At 39.1% G+C, this 20,078-nt stretch carries 16 protein-coding genes and 1 pseudogene; 10 read left to right on the top strand and 7 right to left on the bottom strand.

Features of this window, described 5'->3' with window-relative positions; translation table 11 throughout:
• Positions 1-9: 9 nt before the first annotated feature.
• Positions 10-807 (bottom strand): hypothetical protein, encoded by a 798-nt coding sequence (locus OCI93_RS11050; protein WP_261626418.1) that lies wholly within the window; start codon positions 805-807, stop codon positions 10-12.
• Between the two features lie 393 nt (positions 808-1,200).
• Here OCI93_RS11050 and OCI93_RS11045 point away from each other — a divergent pair, with 393 nt between their 5' ends.
• The 4 genes and pseudogenes from OCI93_RS11045 to OCI93_RS11030 all read left to right on the top strand — a co-directional run bounded on the left by OCI93_RS11045 (position 1,201) and on the right by OCI93_RS11030 (position 5,875).
• On the top strand, positions 1,201-2,118 hold the full coding sequence (locus OCI93_RS11045) for a DMT family transporter (RefSeq protein ID WP_261626417.1): 918 nt from the start codon (positions 1,201-1,203) through the stop codon (positions 2,116-2,118).
• 111 nt (positions 2,119-2,229) lie between these two features.
• Positions 2,230-3,679 (top strand): annotated as a pseudogene (locus tag OCI93_RS11040) (catalase).
• Between the two features lie 84 nt (positions 3,680-3,763).
• Entirely contained in the window at positions 3,764-5,602 is a 1,839-nt protein-coding gene (locus tag OCI93_RS11035; RefSeq protein ID WP_261626416.1) for a monovalent cation:proton antiporter-2 (CPA2) family protein, read from the top strand.
• Positions 5,603-5,692: 90 nt separating this feature from the next.
• Complete coding sequence (locus OCI93_RS11030) at positions 5,693-5,875, top strand: hypothetical protein (protein ID WP_261626415.1); 183 nt, start codon at positions 5,693-5,695, stop codon at positions 5,873-5,875.
• A gap of 48 nt (positions 5,876-5,923) precedes the next feature.
• Here the strand turns inward: OCI93_RS11030 and OCI93_RS11025 are convergent, their stop codons facing one another.
• On the bottom strand, positions 5,924-6,814 hold the full coding sequence (locus OCI93_RS11025) for a LysR family transcriptional regulator (protein ID WP_261592977.1): 891 nt from the start codon (positions 6,812-6,814) through the stop codon (positions 5,924-5,926).
• A 151-nt stretch (positions 6,815-6,965) separates the two neighbouring features.
• Between OCI93_RS11025 and OCI93_RS11020 the strand changes: the two genes are divergently transcribed.
• The 5 genes from OCI93_RS11020 to OCI93_RS11000 all read left to right on the top strand — a co-directional run bounded on the left by OCI93_RS11020 (position 6,966) and on the right by OCI93_RS11000 (position 10,664).
• Complete coding sequence (locus tag OCI93_RS11020; protein WP_261626414.1) at positions 6,966-7,505, top strand: NADPH-dependent FMN reductase; 540 nt, start codon at positions 6,966-6,968, stop codon at positions 7,503-7,505.
• A 10-nt stretch (positions 7,506-7,515) separates the two neighbouring features.
• Complete coding sequence (locus OCI93_RS11015; protein ID WP_261592979.1) at positions 7,516-7,980, top strand: Dps family protein; 465 nt, start codon at positions 7,516-7,518, stop codon at positions 7,978-7,980.
• Positions 7,981-8,054: 74 nt separating this feature from the next.
• On the top strand, positions 8,055-8,936 hold the full coding sequence (locus OCI93_RS11010) for a glutathione S-transferase C-terminal domain-containing protein (RefSeq protein ID WP_261592980.1): 882 nt from the start codon (positions 8,055-8,057) through the stop codon (positions 8,934-8,936).
• 45 nt (positions 8,937-8,981) lie between these two features.
• Positions 8,982-9,626: a DsbA family oxidoreductase gene (locus OCI93_RS11005; RefSeq protein WP_261626413.1), complete on the top strand. Its 645-nt coding sequence runs from the start codon at positions 8,982-8,984 to the stop codon at positions 9,624-9,626.
• A gap of 276 nt (positions 9,627-9,902) precedes the next feature.
• Complete coding sequence (locus tag OCI93_RS11000) at positions 9,903-10,664, top strand: ribonuclease H family protein (RefSeq protein WP_261626412.1); 762 nt, start codon at positions 9,903-9,905, stop codon at positions 10,662-10,664.
• A gap of 307 nt (positions 10,665-10,971) precedes the next feature.
• Here OCI93_RS11000 and OCI93_RS10995 read toward each other — a convergent pair whose 3' ends face one another.
• Both OCI93_RS10995 and OCI93_RS10990 read right to left on the bottom strand, forming a co-directional pair.
• Positions 10,972-12,798: a di-heme-cytochrome C peroxidase gene (locus tag OCI93_RS10995; RefSeq protein WP_261626411.1), complete on the bottom strand. Its 1,827-nt coding sequence runs from the start codon at positions 12,796-12,798 to the stop codon at positions 10,972-10,974.
• Between the two features lie 132 nt (positions 12,799-12,930).
• Positions 12,931-15,432 carry a TonB-dependent receptor gene (locus OCI93_RS10990; RefSeq protein WP_261626410.1) on the bottom strand — a complete coding sequence of 834 codons (2,502 nt, stop codon included), beginning with the start codon at positions 15,430-15,432 and terminating at the stop codon, positions 12,931-12,933.
• Positions 15,433-15,589: 157 nt separating this feature from the next.
• Here OCI93_RS10990 and OCI93_RS10985 point away from each other — a divergent pair, with 157 nt between their 5' ends.
• The gene (locus OCI93_RS10985; protein WP_261592985.1) at positions 15,590-16,114 is read left to right on the top strand and encodes a YaeQ family protein; all 525 of its coding nucleotides are present in this window, start codon (positions 15,590-15,592) and stop codon (positions 16,112-16,114) included.
• 199 nt (positions 16,115-16,313) lie between these two features.
• Here the strand turns inward: OCI93_RS10985 and yfaE are convergent, their stop codons facing one another.
• The 3 genes from yfaE to nrdA are packed head-to-tail and all read right to left on the bottom strand — an operon-like array spanning position 16,314 to position 20,052.
• Positions 16,314-16,586: a class I ribonucleotide reductase maintenance protein YfaE gene (gene yfaE / locus OCI93_RS10980; protein ID WP_261592986.1), complete on the bottom strand. Its 273-nt coding sequence runs from the start codon at positions 16,584-16,586 to the stop codon at positions 16,314-16,316.
• Positions 16,586-17,716, bottom strand: a complete 1,131-nt coding sequence (gene nrdB / locus OCI93_RS10975) for a class Ia ribonucleoside-diphosphate reductase subunit beta (protein ID WP_261592987.1) — start codon at positions 17,714-17,716, stop codon at positions 16,586-16,588. Before nrdB ends, yfaE begins: the two co-directional genes overlap by 1 nt.
• A gap of 50 nt (positions 17,717-17,766) precedes the next feature.
• On the bottom strand, positions 17,767-20,052 hold the full coding sequence (gene nrdA / locus OCI93_RS10970; protein ID WP_261592988.1) for a class 1a ribonucleoside-diphosphate reductase subunit alpha: 2,286 nt from the start codon (positions 20,050-20,052) through the stop codon (positions 17,767-17,769).
• Positions 20,053-20,078 lie beyond the last annotated feature (26 nt).

The raw sequence follows: 20,078 nt of genomic DNA, 5'->3' as shown, positions 1-20,078 counted from the left end.
GATTCTAAATTACTTCAGTAGTTTTGGTTTTTCACCTGAAAGGTCTATCCAAGAGTTTGTTCCAAGTGTTTCAGCACCTTTTACACTAGGCTCTTCATAGCGCATCACAAAGTTCTTCGGGCCGTGAGCGTATGCCACAACTAAGCCATAATCTGAATCAAGGAAGCCGCCATGAGGCACTAAGCCTGGATAACTGATACGCCATGCCTGACCACCAATATCTACATGGCCTAACGTTAATTTTCCAATCACATTGTTAGGTAATACGAAAAACCAAGTCCAGTGACCACCAGATACAATGGTCATGACTTCATCAATCCCCATACCATTCTCAGCGCTGTTGACATGTAATTTCCCAAATTTTTCTTGAAGGTAAGTAACGACTTCAGGTGTCATCGCTTTCATGTCGTAAACTTTTGGGTAAGGAGCAACGCCTACTTCAGAAGTAGATAAAAATCCACCTCTGTGTGCTTCCGGTTTACGGCCAGCTTTTTCTATCTGCTCTAATAATTGCCCTCTGTGTAAAGAGAAAAGAGAAATTAGCTTTGTACTTTCTTCTTTTGTTATGGCTCTTGTTTTCGACGCTTCAAGAATTGGTGTGGCGGCTTTTGGTAAAGGTAGGGTACTTACTCTTACACCCACTGTCATCAAAGCGGCATTTACATCTTTTAACCCGTTAGAATCAGGTCTACCGTCACTATATGATAACGTAAGCAGCCCTTTAGTTGCCGGTGTATTCGCAAAACTTTGCGCTGAAGGTAGGATTATGAGCACTGCGGAAAGTGCCAAACTTGCTAAATTTCTCATGACATTTGTCTCCTAGTTGTGACTGTCAAAACAATGAGCTTTAATTTCGAAATTAAGTTTATGTCATGCAGCTTAGTAGAAAAACAATGAGCTAGTGGAATTACAGTTCACCGTGAGTAAACAATTAATAATGAAGAGAAAGCTTTGTATTATTTGCAATAGTAAAGATGTTTGGATGTAAATCCAGTGAAAGCTGTTTATTCATACTCATGTGTTTATGACTATTTACTAACTACAAAGTTTACTGAAAGTAAATTATCAATTCACCAATATGGTGTTTATCAATTTTTTAAACACAACTACGCTAATGATTATTTCATTATACGTCTCTAGCAATATATGAATTCAAAGCCGCTTGTGTGAGCACGTTTACTACTTATAAAGCAGGTTTATATGAACTATTTAAAGTACCATTTATTAGCGGTGTTGGTTACGCTATTCGTCGCAGGTTCGTTTATTTCGTCAGAAAAGTTATCTGGTGTTATTAATCCATTTTCACTAACGTTACTAAGGTTTGTTATAGCAGCTGCGGCATTATTACCTTTTGTATTGATTAAAGTTCAGTACAGAAAAGAAATTATTAAAGCGCTACCCAGAAGTTTAATAATGAGTTTATTCTTTGCTATTTTCTTCATCTGTATGTTTGAAGCGTTAAAAACAACGACGCCATTAAATACGGGAACTTTATACACCCTAGTACCATTTCTCACAGCCCTATTTAGCATTTTTGTTTTCAAAGAAAGAATCACTAAAAAAATGCTGCTTGTTTACCTCATCGGTTCCGCAGGAACCTGCTGGGTTATCTTTGGTGGAGATATCAAGGCGTTGTTAGCCTTTTCTCTCAATAGTGGTGATGCGCTATTTTTAGCAGGCTGTATTGCTATGGTGTGCTTCTCAATTTCTATGAAACTGCTTTATAGAGGAGATCAAATGTTTGTTATTGTCTTTTGTACATTAGTAGGTGGCGCTCTGTGGATGTTACTCGCACTACTTATTTTTAATCAGCCTCTTCAGTGGCATTTATTGCAATCAAATCTATGGTTACATATGGGATATTTAGCATTGTTTGCAACGCTAGCATCAACGTTAATCATTCAAAAAACAACGGTAATACTAGGCCCTAAAAAGGTCATGGCTTATATCTATTTAAGCCCTGTATTTGTTGCTTTTCTAATGTTTTTTATAGAAGGGAAAAGCATACCTTATATTGTAGTTCCTGGCATGTTGTTGTCGTTGACAGCAACAATCGTATTGCAATTTCAAGCCCAAAGCAATGCGATTAAAAACCATATGATGGCTGCTACAGATTAAGTTTGGAGAGCGTCATGCAACCGAAAATTGTAACTTATGCTATTGGATAAGGTATCGCTTAAGAGAATTTGACTAGAAGCATACTAAATACGTTAATATTAGGAAAATCAGATGGATAAGAAGAAACTAACAACGGCGTCAGGCTGTCCAGTATCAAATAATGAAAACGTAATGACGGCAGGACAAAATGGGCCTCAATTATTACAAGATGTTTGGTATTTGGAGAAATTAGCCCATTTTGACAGGGAGGTAATACCTGAATGCAGAATGCACGCGAAAGGCCCCGGTGCATACGGAACCTTCACCGTCACTCATGATATTACTGAATATACCAAAGCAAAACTATTCTCAGAAGTTGGTAAAACAACAGAGCTGTTTGCGCGTTTTACCACCGTTGCAGGAGAGCGCGGAGCCGCCGATGCAGAGAGATATTAGAGGTTTTGCGTTAAAGTTCTATACAGAACAAGGGAACTGGGATTTAGTTGGTAACAATACCCCAGTTTTTTTTCTAAGAGACCCTATCAAGTTTCCAGATTTGAATCATGCGGTTAAGCGTGATCCAAAAACCAACATGCGCAGAGCTAAAAATAATTGGGATTTTTGGACGTCACTACCAGAGGCACTACATCAAATTACTATTGTGATGAGTGATAGAGGTTTGCCTGCTACGTATAGGCATATGCACGGATTTGGCAGCCATACTTTCAGTTTTATTAACGCCAAAAATGAGCGGTTTTGGGTTAAATTTCATTGCAAATCACAGCAAGGCATTAAAAATCTCACCGACAACGAAGCTCAACAAGTTGTAGGTAAAGGCAGAGAGAGCCATCAACGAGATTTATTTGCAAGCATTGAAAGCGGTGGTTTTCCTAAATGGACATTGAAAGTTCAAATAATGCCTGAATCAGGTGCTGCAAAAGTGTCTTACGATCCTTTTGATTTAACAAAAGTATGGCCTCACAAAGATTATCCATTAATTGAAGTAGGTGTTATGGAACTCAATAAAAATCCTGAAAATTTTTTTGCAGAGGTCGAGCAGTCAGCATTTAATCCCGCCAATGTAGTACCGGGTATAAGCTTTTCACCTGACAAAATGCTGCAAGGCCGTCTGTTTTCATACGGTGATGCGCAACGTTACCGTTTAGGTGTAAATCACAATGCAATCCCTGTGAATGCCCCAAGATGTCCAGTAAATAGCTTTCACCGTGATGGCATGATTAGAACTGATGGAAATCATGGTGCGACCCTAGGGTATAGCCCAAGTGACCAAAATAAATGGACAGAGCAACCTGACTTTGCAGAGCCTCCGTTGAAGCTGGAAGGTTATGCGGATAAGCATCAACATCCAGACAATGATCACTTCACACAACCTAGTGATCTGTTTAGGTTGATGAGTGAAGAGCAGCAGCAAGCCTTATTTAGCAATACGGCCAGATCTATCCATGGTGTACCGCAGGAAATTCAATTACGTCATGCAAGACATTGTTATCAAGCGGATAAGGCTTATGGTAAAGGTATTGCTGCTGCTATTGGATTAGATGTCGAGCTATTAGGAAGTTAAACAGAGCCAAAATTTACGAGAATCGAAATTGGCCACGCGTTAAATGTGTAGTGACCAATTATCCAAAGGGAGAGTTTTATCATCATGTTAGAAACAGCGGTTATTTACTTAGTTGCAGCCATTGTTGCTGTACCTGTAGCAAAAAGGTTGGGCTTAGGCTCTGTTTTAGGTTATTTGTTGGCGGGGATATTGATTAGTCCTAATTTATTAGGGTTAGTTGGCGATCAAACAAGTGTCATGCATTTTGCTGAATTTGGTGTTGTTATGATGCTGTTTCTTGTTGGTTTGGAATTACAACCCGCGAGATTATGGAAGTTAAGACACTCAATTCTTGGTTTGGGTGGTTTACAAGTTTTAGCGACAAGCGCTATTATTTTTGCGGTTTGTTTTTTCTTATTCGATTTGCCTTGGCAAACAGCTTTGGCGGTTGGGCTAATGCTAGCACTATCTTCAACGGCTATTGTTTTACAGACGTTAACTGAAAAGGGCTGGATCAAGCAAGATGCGGGGCAAAATGCTTTCTCTGTTCTGCTTTTTCAAGATATTGCCGTTATCCCTATTCTTGCTGTGCTACCACTACTTGCATTTCAAGGATTAACCTCAACAAAAGCTTCAAGTCATAATCTTATCGCGCATTTTCCTGTCTATGGTCAGGTACTCATTTCTCTCGCTGTAATTGCAGTCATTATACTTGCGGGCAAATATATATCATCGCCATTATTTCGTTACATTGCAGAAACACGACTACGAGAAATATTTACCATTACCGCTTTATTATTGGTCATTGCCATTGCTCTGATTATGGAAAAGATAGGGCTATCACCTGCGCTAGGTACATTTTTAGCTGGTGTTGTTTTAGCTGAAAGTGAATTTAGGCATGAGCTTGAAGTGGATATTGAGCCATTCAAAGGTTTACTGCTTGGACTGTTCTTTATCACGGTCGGAGCTTCAATAGATTTCCCATTACTCTTTGATAAAATTACCATTGTTACCACGTCTGTTATAGGGCTTATTGCTATCAAAGCATTAGTGCTTTTCGTGTTAGCACATTTGTTTAAGATGAAAGGCGGTCAAAAATTATTATTTACTTTGGCTTTGGCCCAAGGTGGTGAATTCGCCTTTGTCTTGCTTTCACTGACAGGTAGCTTAGTAATTACCTCGCCTGAACAGACCAAATTAATTACCTTAATTGTCGCCATTTCCATGCTGTGCGCGCCGTTGCTCTTAATGATGTATGAAAAATCATTAACTAGACTAACGGCTGCACCACCAGAATTTGATTCAGTTAAAGATCTAGAACCAACTAAAAATGTTATTGTTGCTGGTTACGGACGCTTTGGTCAAATAATCGGACGGCTATTGACTGCACAGGGCTATCATTTATCAATTCTTGATCATAGCCCCAGCCAAGTTGACTTGCTCAGGCGCTACGGTCATACCGTTTTTTATGGTGATGCAGCTAGGCAAAGCCTACTTGAAGCCGCAGGAGCTAAAGAAGCACAATTGCTTGTTGTTGCTGTTGATGAACGCGATAAAACACTAGATATTATTGAGCTAGCTCATAAGCATTATCCAAACCTAAAAATTCTTGCACGAGCAATAGACCGACGCCATGCTTACGAGCTAATGAAACTTGGTGTAACAAGCTTTAAGCGAGAAACCTTTGACTCAGCCATTAATTTAGGCGTTGAAGCGCTAAAGTTACTTGGTAACGAAAAAGAGCATGCGATACGAGCAGGCAAACTGTTTACTGACCATGATATGGAGTCGATGACACTGCTTGCTGATAAGTGGGGTGATGATAAAAGTTATGGTGTTGCTGTTAAGCAACGTAGTGAAGATTTAAAGCAAGTTTTACAACGTGATCAAATAGGACAAAAAAACTTAAATACATGCCAAAAGCAATCACTAAATGAAAATTGATCATTAAGTGGCGCAATCTTTCATGATGATTGAGAATCAATGTTATTATGTAAGTGCGTCACTCAACGTACCTATTGCCGATGGTATTTTATGAAGTTTAATGCACATGGTGATATAGGACTTATATGGAATGGCAATATTTCAATTGTTTACCCAAGTGGTGGGATCAATATCGAAGGAGCTAAACGGCTTCATCTCTTGGTTAATGAGGAAATCGGAAACAAACAATTTGAAATATTTGCACGTATTATTGTTTACCATGATGAATATTAATTCTGGCATTTAGCTTACAGCTAATTACATTCAGGCTGTATAGACTTTCTATTTTTTAAAATATTCCACAAGAAAATCAATAAAAATACGAACCTTCTGCGATTGCTCCTTATGATACGGGTAAACTGCGTACAGTGAATGGCTCTCCGCTTGCCAATCTGGTGATAGGTTGATAAGCTCCCCCACTTTAATTTCACGTCGAACAAATAATTCAGGTGTTAGCATTACCCCTAAGCCTGCGAGTGCTGCTTGCTTTAAAGCTAATCCGTTATTAACCACATAAGTGCCTGGTGATAAGTCGACTACTTGAACTTTACCGTCTTTGCGAAACACCCAATGCCTAGGTGATGAAGATAGGCTGTAAACAAGGCAATTATGATCATGCAGATCACTTGGGCTATCTAGTTTCCCTGCATGTTCAAGATAATCGGGCGATGCACATAATATACGTGGTAAATCTAATAATTTTCGAGATTTAATAGTTGAGTTCTTTAAGTTACCACCACCACGTAAGGCAACATCTAAACCGTTTTTAACTAAATCGAGATACTCATCAACCATTATAATTTCGATTGATATTTCGGGGTTTAACCGCATAAACTCACAAATTGCAGGGTTGATTTGCAATACACCGAAGGTCATAGGAATACTTACTTTTATTGTTCCTCTAAGGTGGTTTGAAGACTCTATTATAGATAAGTCAGCGTTTGACAGATCATCCAAAATTGTACGAATATGCTCATAATAAAGCTGACCGCTTTCCGTTATATGCATTTTTCTGGTTGTACGATTAATTAGCGGCGTTTCAAGGTAATCTTCAAGTTCATTGATGTTTTTACTAATAGCTGCCTTTGACAATGCCATATCTTCAGCTGCAGCCTTGAAGCTACCTAATTCAATAACACGTCTAAATACTGTAATAGCTCTTAACTTATCCATCCTCTTGCATCATCCTATAATTGTTCACTATAGGTGAACTATGATACCACCAAAGTAATGTTTATCTACAGAATGTTGTGAGCTACCTTTACTGTCATCAACATGACGAGGCTCTACAGAATATGGCGCCTCAAAATATTAAGGAATACTCATGAAAAAGATACTCGCATTTTCTGGCAGCAACCATAGCCAATCGATTCACCAAAACTTGATAGATATTACTGCTAGCAAAGTAACTAAACATGAGGTAACCGTTATTGACTTGAATAATTTCCCTCTGCCTATTTACAGCATTGATATTGAAGTACAAGGACTCCCTGAAGAAGTAAAAAAATTAAGACAAGTTCTGATAGAGCATGACGCGTTAATCATTGCATCACCTGAGCACAATGGTTCCATGCCTGCATTTTTGAAAAATATTATTGACTGGCTAAGTCGCGCTACTGAGCCAGGTCAACCCTTTTTTGGGGAGACTAAGAAACCAGTATTACTAGTAAGTACATCGCCAGGTGAAGCAGGTGGTGCCACCAACATTAAGGCAATGAAGGAGTTAATGCCTTGGTGGGGAGGCGATGTTAAAGGAACTTATAGCCTAGGTAGTTATCATGAAAAATTTCTCAATGGAAAGTTTACCCCAGAAACAGATAAAGAATTAACAGCTACGGTCAGTGCATTTGAAGCAACATTATAGGAGAAATAAAATGACTATTGATATTGGTATTAAAGAGCAAGACAGAGTGAATATTAGCGAAGCGTTAAAGCGTTTATTGGCTGATTCATATACGCTTTATCTACAAACTCATAACTTTCACTGGAATGTAACAGGCCTTCAATTTAGAGAGCTACATTTAATGTTTGAAGAGCAATACGATGAACTGGCCTTTGCAGTAGATGATATTGCCGAGCGTATCATAACACTCGGTGAGGCAGCTCCTGGCACCTATAAGGCATTTTCGTCACTAAGTTCAATTGATGAAATTGATGGAGTGCCAGCAGCAAATGAGATGGTCTCAATATTAACGCGTAGCCATGAACAAGTAATAAAAACATGCCGCGAAGTCCTAGCGTTAGCACAGGATGGTGATGATGAATCTTCAGTATCTTTAGTGTCAGACCGTATGCGAATACATGAAAAGACTGCTTGGATGCTACGTTCAATGCGTTAACTATGGAATGCGCTGATATATTTAAGGGTTAGCGCTTTTATTTCTGGACCTAATAATTTCAATAGGAGCTACCTATGGCAGTATTAGAAAATGGAAAATGGTTTCCAAACAAAGATGTTTCTGCATTAGCAAAAGAAGATAGTTTTCATCTGCCTGAAATTGCGGAAGCTGGTAGATATCATTTATACATGTCTTACGCATGTCCTTTTGCCCATCGTCCTTATTTGGTCATTAATTTGCTGGGGTTAGATCATGTTATTAGCACATCTTCTGTTGCTGCAAAACGTTATGATGACGGTTGGTTATTTGATAGTGAAAACCCAGATGTAGTGAATAATACTGACAGTTTGGTTGAGTTATACCAACGAGCAAACCCAAATTACTCTGGAAGAGTTACAGTGCCCGTTCTTTGGGATAAACATCAAAACAATATCGTAGGGGGTGACTCATCTTCAATGGCTATGGAATTCGCGACAACCTGGTTACCTTTGGCAAAAAACCCCATTGAACTTGTTCCTGAAAATCTAAAAGAAAAAATAGCGTTACTAAATGATTGGTTACACATCAATGTGAATCGAAAAGTATATCATGTGGGATTTGCAACAGGGCAAGCACTTTACGATGCGGCTAGCGAAGTGCTATTTGATGCACTTGAGCAATTAAATGACAGATTAGGTAATTCTCACTATTTACACGGTGATGAACTGACTTTATCTGACTTGTTTTTACTACCCTCTTTAGTACGTTTTGAAGCTGTCTATGAAGTCCACTTTAAGGCAAATAAGAAACAACTCAAATCGTTTAAGCATCTATATCGATACATGCTGGATTTAATTGCGATCCCCAAGGTAAGAGAGACAATTGATTTAGAGTATATGAAAGAGCATTACTACTTTTCTCACAAGCATATTAATCCATACCGTATTATCCCTGTAGGTCCTGAAATATCTTGGTAAACCTGAGTACAAATAAATATTCAAACAAAATTTTAGAGAGTCATTATGAAGCAGAAACTTAGAGTTGATTTTTTCCACGATGTTATATGTGGTTGGTGTTATGTACTATCACCACGACTACGTCATCTTGCAAAAGAAATGAACTTAGAGGTGCATCACCATGCCTTTGCATTGTCAGCAGATAAGAGCGAGATGATAAGAAAGTTTGGTTCAATGAAACAAGCAAAGAAAATCATATTAGGCCATTGGGAACACTGCGCTCTGGCCGACGACCAAAACCGTGTCAACGTTGAAGGGATGCGAAAAAAGTCATTTGAATATCCTACATCTACTACTGGATTAATTGCTTGCAAAGTAGCACAAAAACAAGGTGGAAAAGAAGAGTATTGGGATTATTTTGACGCAGTTACACACGCACATATGAGTGAAAACCGCAACATCGCTGATTTAGAGACACTTGCAGATATTGCCGTTGAAGTTGGATTAGATAAACAACGCTTTTTGAAAGATTATGCATCTTCAGATCGTGTGCAGGAAATTCAACGAGATAGAAAGTTGGCTCGAAAATTTGAGATCCAGTCAACACCATCTTTAGTGATAAATGAGGAGTGGGTTATATCAGGAGCATTATCATTGAATGAATTACGTAAGCAATTAAGACACATTCAACAACAGGTGTGTGCTGCATAGTTACCGACAAAATATATAAAGTAGAAATACCTTTTAAATACACCAAGTAGAGAAGGTTTATGAAATGTATCGTCATTACAAATTATAGTATCGACCCAAGCAAGCTTGAGGGGGATTCTGATTATCCACCAAAAGCATCACACATTACAACTTAGTGTTATCTATATTTGTATTAGGCAGATAACTCTGTTTCCTTGCAGTGATAATAGCGATGATAGTAGGCTTTTAATAAGAGTATAATACGATATAAATTGTTAATTTTAACTTGGAGGCCGTGTGGCTAAAAAGTATTACGTAATCTGGACAGGCCGTGAAACGGGTATTTTTACGACGTGGGATAAGTGTAAATCATTAGTTGATGGTTTTGCTGGAGCTAAATATAAATCATACTCCTCACTAGAAGAAGCTCAGTCAGCATTTAGCGGTAAATTAAGTTTAACACCCTTAAAAGCAAAGCAAAGAGCAAAAACCAATAAATCAAATATAACGTCGCTATGCCAAAAAGAAATTGATGCTATGCCATTTGACATAAAAATATATACAGACGGTGCATGTGACCCTAATCCGGGAAAGGCTGGTACAGGGTTAGCTGTTTATAAACAAAATGAATTAAGTGAACTTTGGTATGGTTTGTATCAAGCTATTGGCACTAATAATACAGCCGAACTTCGTGGTTTAGCTCAAGCTTTGTTACTTGCAAAAGAGTACCTTGCTTCTAATTTTTCTGTGGTGATCTTCTGTGATTCAAGGTATTCCATTGATTGTGTTACAAAATGGGCCGCCGGTTGGGAGAAAAAAGGCTGGACTAAAGCTGGTGGCGAAATCAAAAATCTCGATATAATTAAGTCTGCTTATATGCTTTACCAAGAAGTTGCTGAAAAAATTCACATATATCATGTAAATGGACATGTGGGCATTGAAGGTAATGAATTGGCAGACAGAATGTCTATTGTGGCTATAGAAACGCAGAACAAAGCTCTTTCTTTGTTCAGTGAAACTGATGATATATCTAAAATACTCGCATTACGTTCAGGTTAGGCACAGGTAATACGTGTGTTTGAATAGTATTTTTTACGTACTTAGTAAATTAGGTGAACGTTTGTATTATTGGCTTTTAAACAGCGGCGCTTTAGGAGAGTTTATATATCAGAGTAATATGAAAAGGGCCCTGCGAGGCCCTATAACAACATCAATTTTATTAAAATATTGATCGCTCAAGTGTGCTAAATGACCTAGTACCTGAGTTAAAAATCACTCATGTAGAATAACTACATACCGAAATTTCACCTTATTACTAAGCCATTTATCTGGTCATCTATTTAATGCAATTGGTATAACTAAGTAGTTAAAGTGTTTTCATATATTCAATAATTTGCCATTTTTGCTCATCATTTAGATCGGTGCCGTAGCTGTGACCTCTATTTGAGTTTCCTGGCATGATTTCGCCATTGGGTTTGTTAACCTTAAACATATTTAAGCCCGCGGTTGTAACATAGCCAACGTTCACTGGGTCAAACTCTCGATTACCTACCCAAAACTGTGTTACGCGTTGCTCTGGTTTTTGCATTAATTCATATAGGTTAGGTACTGACCCATTGTGTAGGTAAGGAGCCGTTGCCCAAATACCATTAAGTGGCCTGCCTTTATAAACACCACCATCGTAAACGCCATCGGCACAATCAGCTTCAACTTCATCGGCCCTTTTACCACGTTTTTTCAGATGATGAACAACTAAGTTTTCAAGCTCTTTTATGGCGCTAATTCTCTCACCGTCAACGCCTGTGCGCTCAGGAATATTACCAGCTTTAAGTGCCAGAGGTAGGTCTTTTAGCACTAAACCAACTACCCCATTGACGGGTATATCGATGGCATTGTCTTCAGCCTGAAACTTAGAGCCAATTAAAATGTGCTCTTTGGTGCCTTCTAATATCAGTGTGTTAGCCATATGGCAAGATGCATTATTAGCGGTAACAGGATCAGTACCCAATTCACTAATTAAAGTTTGATTGGCGGTATAATCTTCATGTTCTTTGCCGCGGGGAACAATTTTATGGCAACTCGCGCATTGTTGTTTATATAACAGCTCACCTTTGGCAGCTTTTTCTGTATCAACAGCAGGGAAGTGCTCTAAAGGCCATTGGGGTGATTTTAATGTTTTTACCCAAGACTCTAAGTTGCCAAGGCCTATCATATCAACGGTTGAACTATAGCGAACATGTTTGCCCCAAAGGCGTTGCCAAAACGGTGCTTCTTTGATTGCAAGCTCACCAAATACTCCCACCACTTCGCCAATATTGCGTACGAGTGGACCAACAATAGGTGTATTTGGCGCCGATGCATTCCATTGAACCACGTCAGATTGATGTGTTCCCCATAAAAAGGGGTATGAAACTGGGCCTGTAGGCGCATTTTTGTTTGTTAAATCATTAAGTGCAAAAGCGGTACCTGCATTTTGTATGTTGCCAAAAGCATCTAGTCGCGCATAACTGGTAAAGTCTTTTGGAAAGTCTTCGGGTAATGCATTTACCTGTTGGCGATCTGCTGTTTGTAATGCAATACTTTGCAAGCGCTTTTTAAGGTTGTTTTTATTACTTGAGCTGTATTTTGAAGCAAGAACATTACGCGCAAAACGATCGAATTTAGCATTATCATTAAGTGTGGTGTTAAGTGCAGTAACCAGTCGGTCAAAAAAGAGTACAAAGTTACCTAAAGTGGGCGCGCCATCAACGAGTATTTTTGTACCTTGGTAGTCTACTTGGTTAGTATGACAAGCAGCACAGGTCATACCAACCCAATTTTCACCCGTTGTTTGGTTGCTGTGCAGAGCAAAGCCAATTGGTAACCCGCCCGGGTTTTTTTTGCTGGCTTCGCTTGGTAAATAACGTAAAGACTCCATATGCTCGGTATGACGGAACAGTTGGGTGCTATCAGCTTGCTCAAGCCAAACGAACCAGTTGTAAGGTATTATTTGTGAGCCTTGGTTTGTAAACCAAAAATTTTCGCTTATTTCTTTACTCCAACCTTGGTCAAGCCATGTACGTTTTGGTACTTTTCCTTTTTCAGGTGTAATTGAAATTGGTTCTGAAGGGGCAGTATGACGATTTGTACTACAGCCTACGATGGCAAAAAGGCCAATAATACCGAGTGTGGTGGCTAAATATAACTTGCTCATTGATATTCCTTGCAACAGTAAATGTAAAATAATAGTTACTTATTGTTGTGTTTGCTATTACAAGGCATTACAAGTTAAGAGAAAATGCAATGTTAGGCAGCATTTGCTGAGCGCTAACATTGCATTGGAGCGTTAGAAGTAGGCGCGAACACCAAGCTTAATGTTGCGCCCAGGAAGCGGGGCTTGCTCTTTGATGAATGAGCTATGTACAAAGCCTAGTTCGTCAGTGAGGTTGTCTAAATTCATATATGCAACAAAATCAATACCGCTTTGACTAAAGTCATATTGAACACTTGCATCAACAAGGGTGTAGCCCATTGTGTTGGTTTCATAGGTGGTAATATCATCTTGCTTAGCGTAGCGTGTCACGGTCATGTTGGCTTGAAAACCCTCATAAGCATATTCGTACTTCACGCCTAACTTGTTGCTAGGAATACGCGGTAACGCATTACCATTTTTAAGTTTGGCGCTCAGCGAATCAGCAAACACCTTGAAACGGTTCTTATCATTAATACGATAATGCGCGTCCAATTCTATTCCGTAAAGTTCAGCATCTTGACTGGTAAATTGAAAAACAGGCTGAGACCCTTCATGAAAATGATCTGCCTCTTCAATACCGTGTGCGTGGCTATACATCAAGCCGGTATTCTTTTGATAGTAAAAGTTGTTGATATCGTTATAAAACACGTTAATGGTATAACCAAAATCACCAATGAAGCGACGAACACTCAAATCAATATTGGTTGCGGTTTCTTGTTTTATATCTTCTGGTTCAAAGTGGGCTTCGCCGTCTTCAAGGTGATATCCTAAACCTAATTCATAAGTGTTAGTCGCGATGTGTGAACCATTTGATAATAGCTCTGCTGTTAAGGGGGCACGCTCAGAGCGAGAGAGGTTAAGTGCAACGTTGTGGCCGTCGATAAACTCGTAAACCCCCCCGATAGACGCACTGATATTGGTCATATCAAGTTGATAATCGACATCGCCTTCAGTATGTTCTTCATGTTCATGTTCATGTTCATGTTCATGTTCATGCTCTTCGTGAGTACTAATTCTACTGCTAAGTTGGTAATCTTCGACTCGAGCACCCAGCTCTAAAGTAAAGTCACCAAAGTTGCGCTCTTCGAGTAAGTAAAGAGAGTGAATTTTAGTTTGTGTGGCTGGTGTAAACGCTTCTTCACCTTGTGCAGCATAATCACTATCACTGAAATGGTAGCCAAGGATGCCGTGCCAGTTACCTAACTTGTGCTCTAAACTGGCACGTAATTCAGATGACTTGTTAGTGAAAGTTGTGCCAATCTGCTCGCCTTCAATCTCACTGTGTTTATAATCGGTATAGCCTGCGCGTACACTTACCGATTCAATCCATTGATTATGCAATGCATAATTAAATAATGCTTGCCAACGGTCTTGTTTTACACGGGCGAATACATTGTCATCATGTTCGTCATGTTCGTCATGTTCGTCATGTTCGTCATGTTCGTCATGTTCGTCATGTTCGTCATGTTCGTCATGTTCGTCGTGTTCGTCATGTTCATGGTGCGCGTGGCTATGTGCGGGAATTCCGTAGTCAGTATCAATCCGACCAAAAGATAAGCCAATGGTCATATGCTCATTGACATAGCTTGAGCCAATATTGAATTGCTGAGAGTCAATAAAAGTATTATCTACCTGATTGGCAAATTCAGCATGTTCTTCATGCTCATCCATGTGTTCTTCATCGTGGTGCTCTTCTTCATGATGGTCGTCGTGAGCGTCATGCTCATCATGGTGCTCATCTTCAGGTAATTTGAAAGTCGGGGTTTCATAGTTGCCACCTTTACGACTTACACCATCAAAGTGAAAGTTGAACCCGTCGTTACCTGTTTCTAGCAGGGCAGCATAAGTGTTGGTATTAGATACGCTGTCATGGCTATATTCAGCAGCACCACTTAAGGTTTCTATTACATCTCTAGGAATGCGGTTATCAACCACATTCACGACACCACCAATGGCACCTGAGCCATACAGCAAGGTTGCAGGGCCACGTAACACTTCAATTTGCTGTGCTGATAAACTGTCATTTGTATTAGCATGGTCAGGTCCAACCCGAGATGCATCACTGCTATCTAAACCATTTTGCATGATTTTTACGCGCGGACCATCTAAACCTCGGATTATAGGGCTTGAAGAAACTGGGCCAAAATAACTCGAATTGATACCAGGGATGCCTTTTAATGTTTCACCGAGAGTAGGTTTCGCTGCATTTTTTAGCTCATCACCGCCTAACACTGATACCGGTGCTGCCATTTCAACATTGTTTTTATGCAGAGCCGATGCAAACACAACAATGCTTTCAACTGCACTTGGGTTGAGTTTTACTGTTACGAAACCATTGTTTTCAGTTACATTAATTCGTTCATCAATGTAGTTGTTTTTTGACACATGAAGTTGCGAGTCTGCATCAACCGAAATAGTAAAAAGGCCATTTTTGTCAGTGCTGACAGATTGTGACTTACCATGCAAATGAAGTTTAGCACCACTTACAGGTTGGTTATTGTGATCAACTACTTTACCTTTCACATCACCTGCAAATGCATAAGATGAAAATAAAGCGGAAACAATGGCACTGCTAATTAAGGACTGCTTGATCATAATTTTTAACTTGTTCAGAGTATGTGTGTTAGTGTTGTTATAATATAACACCGCATTTTTAATGATTCAACAATGTTATATTGTAACTCTTAATTTTGTTGATAATGTGATCATAACTCCTATAGTTACAGAGAATGTTATATTTTGGGTAATTCTTATGAGTAAACCTTTTGTTTTCAAGGCACGATTGAATGTGGCAGACCTATTTCATCATGCCAACCACCAAGAAGTGTTTACCACTGCATTGCAAAAAGCAGAGACATTAGAGCACTTCGTATTAAAAATGTTAGGGTATTGTGCGTTATCTTATGAACAAGCTGCTTGTCTCAATAATTTATCTGAAAAGCAAAAACCAGACGTCTGGCTAGAAGATAAACAAGGTCATATAACCGTTGCATTGTTTGCGGGCGTTATGGAGTTAGGCGATATTATTCGCATAGCTAAGCAGTATAAAAAACTTGTGTTACTTATCAAAGAAGATAGCGAGTGGTTTGACTCTGTTAAAGAGCGATTAAGCTACGTAGAAAATATCAGTATTTTTGCGTTGGAAGAGGATTTTTTAGATTCCTTAAGTGAAGCATTGAGCCGGAGTTTGCATTGGGATATTGTTATAGAGCAAAACCAAATTAGTGTGAGCGATAAAACTGAATATTACGAAACCAATGTATTAAAGCTACTTTAGAATCCTTTTCCTGATGTTTTATAAGGGGGTTGAAGGGATAATACTTTGTAAACTCTCAATACTTGCAAACGAATGATGATATTTTGGTTATTGTGAGTGAAACCAACGCCCTGAATCAAAAAATAGATTATTGAACTAATTTGCCTATCCAGAGCTGTGGTTAATTAAATAGAGTGTATTATAAAAATGCAAAGTATGTTCACAGTAGGGTGAGCTTTATATTAGTTAAAGGTTTGGTACAGCATAGAAGTATTTCACCATCACGGACAAATGCTAAAGGTTCTTGGTTATAACAAACCTCTCCTTGCACTAGTTTGGCACGACATGCACCGCAAAACCCTTCACGGCATTGATAAGCGACTTCAATATTAGCTTGCTCTAGAGTATCAAGAAGAGAAGGTGATTGAGCCGCAAAATCTAGCGGCTCAGATTGGCTATTAAGAGTAACCTTATGGCAGTGCTTATCGCTCATTACAAGTCGAAATCACCAAATTCTGCAGCATCAACCTCAGAGTCAATTTGACCAACAAGGTATGAACTTATCTCTGCTTCTTGTGGGGCAACTTGAACGTTATCAGACACTAACCAAGCATTTATCCATGGAATAGGATTACTCTTGTTCTCAAACTGTGTAGGTAGACCGACAGCTGTCATGCGAACATTTGTAATATATTCAACATATTGGCATAAAATATCTTTATTTAAGCCAATCATTGAGCCATCTTTAAATAAGTATTCAGCCCAGTCTTTTTCTTGTTCTGCTGCTTCAACAAACATTGCAATAGCTTGCTCTTGGCATTGAGCAGCAACAATTGCCATTTCTGGGTCATCTTTGCCATCTTGCATGATGTTTAGCATATGCTGTGTGCCAGATAGATGTAATGCTTCATCACGCGCAATCAGCTTGATGATTTTTGCGTTACCTTCCATTAGCTCACGTTCTGCAAATGCAAATGAACAGGCAAAGCTCACATAAAAGCGAATAGCTTCTAAAATGTTTACTGACATGATGCAAAGGTACAGCAGTTTCTTCAATTCAAACTGATTTATTACTACCGTTTTGCCATTTATTTCATGCTTACCTTCACCATATAGGTTATAAAGAGAAACCTTCTCGATAAGTTCATCATAATAACGAGTTACAGCATCAGCACGTTGATTAATACGATCATTAGTTACAATGTCATCAAAAATTAACTCTGGTGATTGCGTCACATTACGAATTATGTGTGTGTATGAGCGACTGTGAATAGTTTCACTAAATGCCCAAGTTTCGATCCATGTTTCAAGTTCAGGTAAAGATACGATAGGGAGCAACGCGACGTTAGGAGAGCGGCCTTGTACGCTGTCTAATAGTGTTTGATACTTTAAATTACTTAAGAAAATGTGCTTTTCATGCTCAGGTAAGCCTTGAAAATCTAATCTATCTTTACTTACGTCTACCTCTTCAGGGCGCCAGAAGAAAGATAGCTGCTTTTCAATTAACTTTTCAAAAATAGGGTATTTTTGTTGGTCAAAACGAGAAACGTTGACGGTTTGGCCAAAAAACATTGGCTCTTTTAACTGATCATTATGAGTTCTGCTAAAAGTAGAATAAGACATATTTTATATACTCGATACCAAAAACAGCGGATCTTATGACCCGCTAATACTTATATTTTACAAGCGCCGCCTGCACAATCATCATCTTCCGCTTGTACTTTAAGCTCATCATGTGAGTCAGAAGCGCCATCTCGGGTGTTGTGATAATAAAGTGTTTTTACACCTAACTTATATGCAGTTAATAAATCTTTAAGCAGCAGCTGCATTGGAACTTTGCCACCTTCAAACTTATTTGGGTCGTAGTTTGTATTTGCAGAGATAGTTTGATCGACAAACTTCTGCATAATTCCAACCAAGCTTAAGTAACCATCATTTGAAGGGATATCCCACAGTAATTCATAGCTGTCTTTTAAACGCTCATACTCAGGAACAACTTGTTTTAATATACCATCTTTACTGGCTTTTACGCTGATATGACCACGAGGTGGTTCAATACCATTTGTGGCATTTGATATTTGTGATGATGTCTCTGATGGCATTAATGCTGATAGCGTTGAGTTGCGCATACCATGTTCTTGTATACGCTCGCGAAGACCGTTCCAATCTAAATGGAGGGGTTCATCACAAATTTTATCTAAATCACGCTTGTATGTATCAATTGGCATAATGCCTTGGGAGTACGTAGTCTCATTAAACAATGGACAAGCACCACGCTCTTTAGCTAGCTCATTTGATGCTTTCATTAAGTAAAACTGAATTGCTTCAAAAGTACGGTGTGTTAAACCATTCGCGCTGCCATCAGAATACTTAACGCCATTTTTGGCGAGGTAATAAGCATAGTTAATAACGCCAATACCGAGAGTACGACGTCCCATAGTTGCATTTTGTGCAGCAGGTACGGGGTAGTCTTGAAAATCTAATAGGTTATCAAGTGCCCTTACGGCAAGTTCAGCTAATTCCTCTAGCTCGTCTAATGATTCGAGCGCACCTAAGTTGAATGCTGATAAGGTACATAGTGCAATCTCACCATCAGGGTCGCTCACATTGTTTAAAGGCTTAGTTGGTAGCGCAATTTCAAGGCACAAGTTTGACTGTCGAATTGGGGCAACCTTTGAGTCAAATGGGCTATGTGTATTACAGTGGTCAACATTTTGCAGGTAAATTCGACCGGTACTTGCACGTTCTTGTGCAAACATAGAAAATAGCTCAATGGCTTTAATACGCTTTTTACGAATTGATTCATCTTGTTCGTATTGCACGTACAGAGTTTCAAACTTTTCTTGGTCTTCAAAAAAAGCATCATACAGCCCTGGTACATCCGATGGGCTAAATAATGTGATGTAACCATCTTTGATCAAACGTGTGTACATAGTTTTATTAAATTGCACACCATAATCTAAGTGGCGGACACGGTTTTCTTCAACGCCTCGGTTATTTTTTAGAACAAGCAAGTTTTCTACTTCTAAATGCCAAAGCGGGTAAAACAAAGTGGCAGCGCCACCGCGAACACCACCTTGCGAGCAGCTTTTAACAGCAGTCTGAAAGTGTTTGTAAAAAGGAATGCAACCAGTGTGATAAGCTTCACCATTGCGAATAGGGCTACCTAATGCACGAATACGGCCAGCGTTTATTCCAATCCCAGCGCGTTGACTTACATATTTTACGATAGCAGATGAAGTCGCATTGATAGAGTCTAAACTATCACCGCACTCAATCAATACGCAGGAACTAAATTGACGAGTTGGTGTGCGTACACCCGCCATAATCGGGGTAGGTAGTGATATTTTAAAAAGTGAGATCGCATCATAAAAACGTTTGACGTAGTCTAGGCGTGTATCTTTTTGGTAATCCGAAAATAAGCTTGCAGCGACCAAAATATACAAAAATTGGGCACTCTCATAGATTTCGCCCGTCACACGGTTTTGAACTAAATATTTACCTTCGAGCTGTTTTACAGCGGCATAACTAAAATTCATATCACGGCTGTGATCAACGTAGTCATTAAGTTCATCAAGTTCTTGCTCGGTATAATCAACAAGAAGGTGAGGGTCATAACGTTTGTCTTCAACCATTTTAGTTACATGGTCATATAAATGCGGCGGCTCAAATTGGCCATAAGCTTTTTTACGTAAATGGAACACTGCAAGGCGCGCAGCTAAATATTGGTAATCAGGAGAGTCTTTATCTATTAAATCAGCAGCGGCTTTAATAATAGTTTCATGTATATCTTCAGTACGAATACCATCGTAAAACTGAATATGAGACTTTAATTCGACCTGTGATACAGAAACATTATTTAGACCTTCTGCGGCCCAAGTGATCACGCGATGGATCTTATCAAGATCAAGCGGCTCTTTACGGCCATTTCGTTTGCTGACAGATAGCTGTTGGTTCATAGTTGCGCCTGTATTCCTTCGGAATT

This window comes from Pseudoalteromonas holothuriae, from assembly GCF_945859825.1.
Classification (GTDB): domain Bacteria; phylum Pseudomonadota; class Gammaproteobacteria; order Enterobacterales; family Alteromonadaceae; genus Pseudoalteromonas; species Pseudoalteromonas holothuriae.
This window is presented reverse-complemented; position numbering and strand designations above follow the sequence as displayed.

Bases quoted from the DNA above. Each gene is read 5' to 3' on its own strand.
- OCI93_RS11050 (WP_261626418.1), bottom strand. From the start codon at position 807: ATGAGAAATTTAGCAAGTTTGGCACTTTCCGCAGTGCTCATAATCCTA.
- OCI93_RS11045 (WP_261626417.1), top strand. From the start codon at position 1,201: ATGAACTATTTAAAGTACCATTTATTAGCGGTGTTGGTTACGCTATTC.
- OCI93_RS11035 (WP_261626416.1), top strand. From the start codon at position 3,764: ATGTTAGAAACAGCGGTTATTTACTTAGTTGCAGCCATTGTTGCTGTA.
- OCI93_RS11030 (WP_261626415.1), top strand. From the start codon at position 5,693: ATGAAGTTTAATGCACATGGTGATATAGGACTTATATGGAATGGCAAT.
- OCI93_RS11025 (WP_261592977.1), bottom strand. From the start codon at position 6,814: ATGGATAAGTTAAGAGCTATTACAGTATTTAGACGTGTTATTGAATTA.
- OCI93_RS11020 (WP_261626414.1), top strand. From the start codon at position 6,966: ATGAAAAAGATACTCGCATTTTCTGGCAGCAACCATAGCCAATCGATT.
- OCI93_RS11015 (WP_261592979.1), top strand. From the start codon at position 7,516: ATGACTATTGATATTGGTATTAAAGAGCAAGACAGAGTGAATATTAGC.
- OCI93_RS11010 (WP_261592980.1), top strand. From the start codon at position 8,055: ATGGCAGTATTAGAAAATGGAAAATGGTTTCCAAACAAAGATGTTTCT.
- OCI93_RS11005 (WP_261626413.1), top strand. From the start codon at position 8,982: ATGAAGCAGAAACTTAGAGTTGATTTTTTCCACGATGTTATATGTGGT.
- OCI93_RS10995 (WP_261626411.1), bottom strand. From the start codon at position 12,798: ATGAGCAAGTTATATTTAGCCACCACACTCGGTATTATTGGCCTTTTT.
- OCI93_RS10990 (WP_261626410.1), bottom strand. From the start codon at position 15,432: ATGATCAAGCAGTCCTTAATTAGCAGTGCCATTGTTTCCGCTTTATTT.
- OCI93_RS10985 (WP_261592985.1), top strand. From the start codon at position 15,590: ATGAGTAAACCTTTTGTTTTCAAGGCACGATTGAATGTGGCAGACCTA.
- yfaE (WP_261592986.1), bottom strand. From the start codon at position 16,586: ATGAGCGATAAGCACTGCCATAAGGTTACTCTTAATAGCCAATCTGAG.
- nrdB (WP_261592987.1), bottom strand. From the start codon at position 17,716: ATGTCTTATTCTACTTTTAGCAGAACTCATAATGATCAGTTAAAAGAG.
- nrdA (WP_261592988.1), bottom strand. From the start codon at position 20,052: ATGAACCAACAGCTATCTGTCAGCAAACGAAATGGCCGTAAAGAGCCG.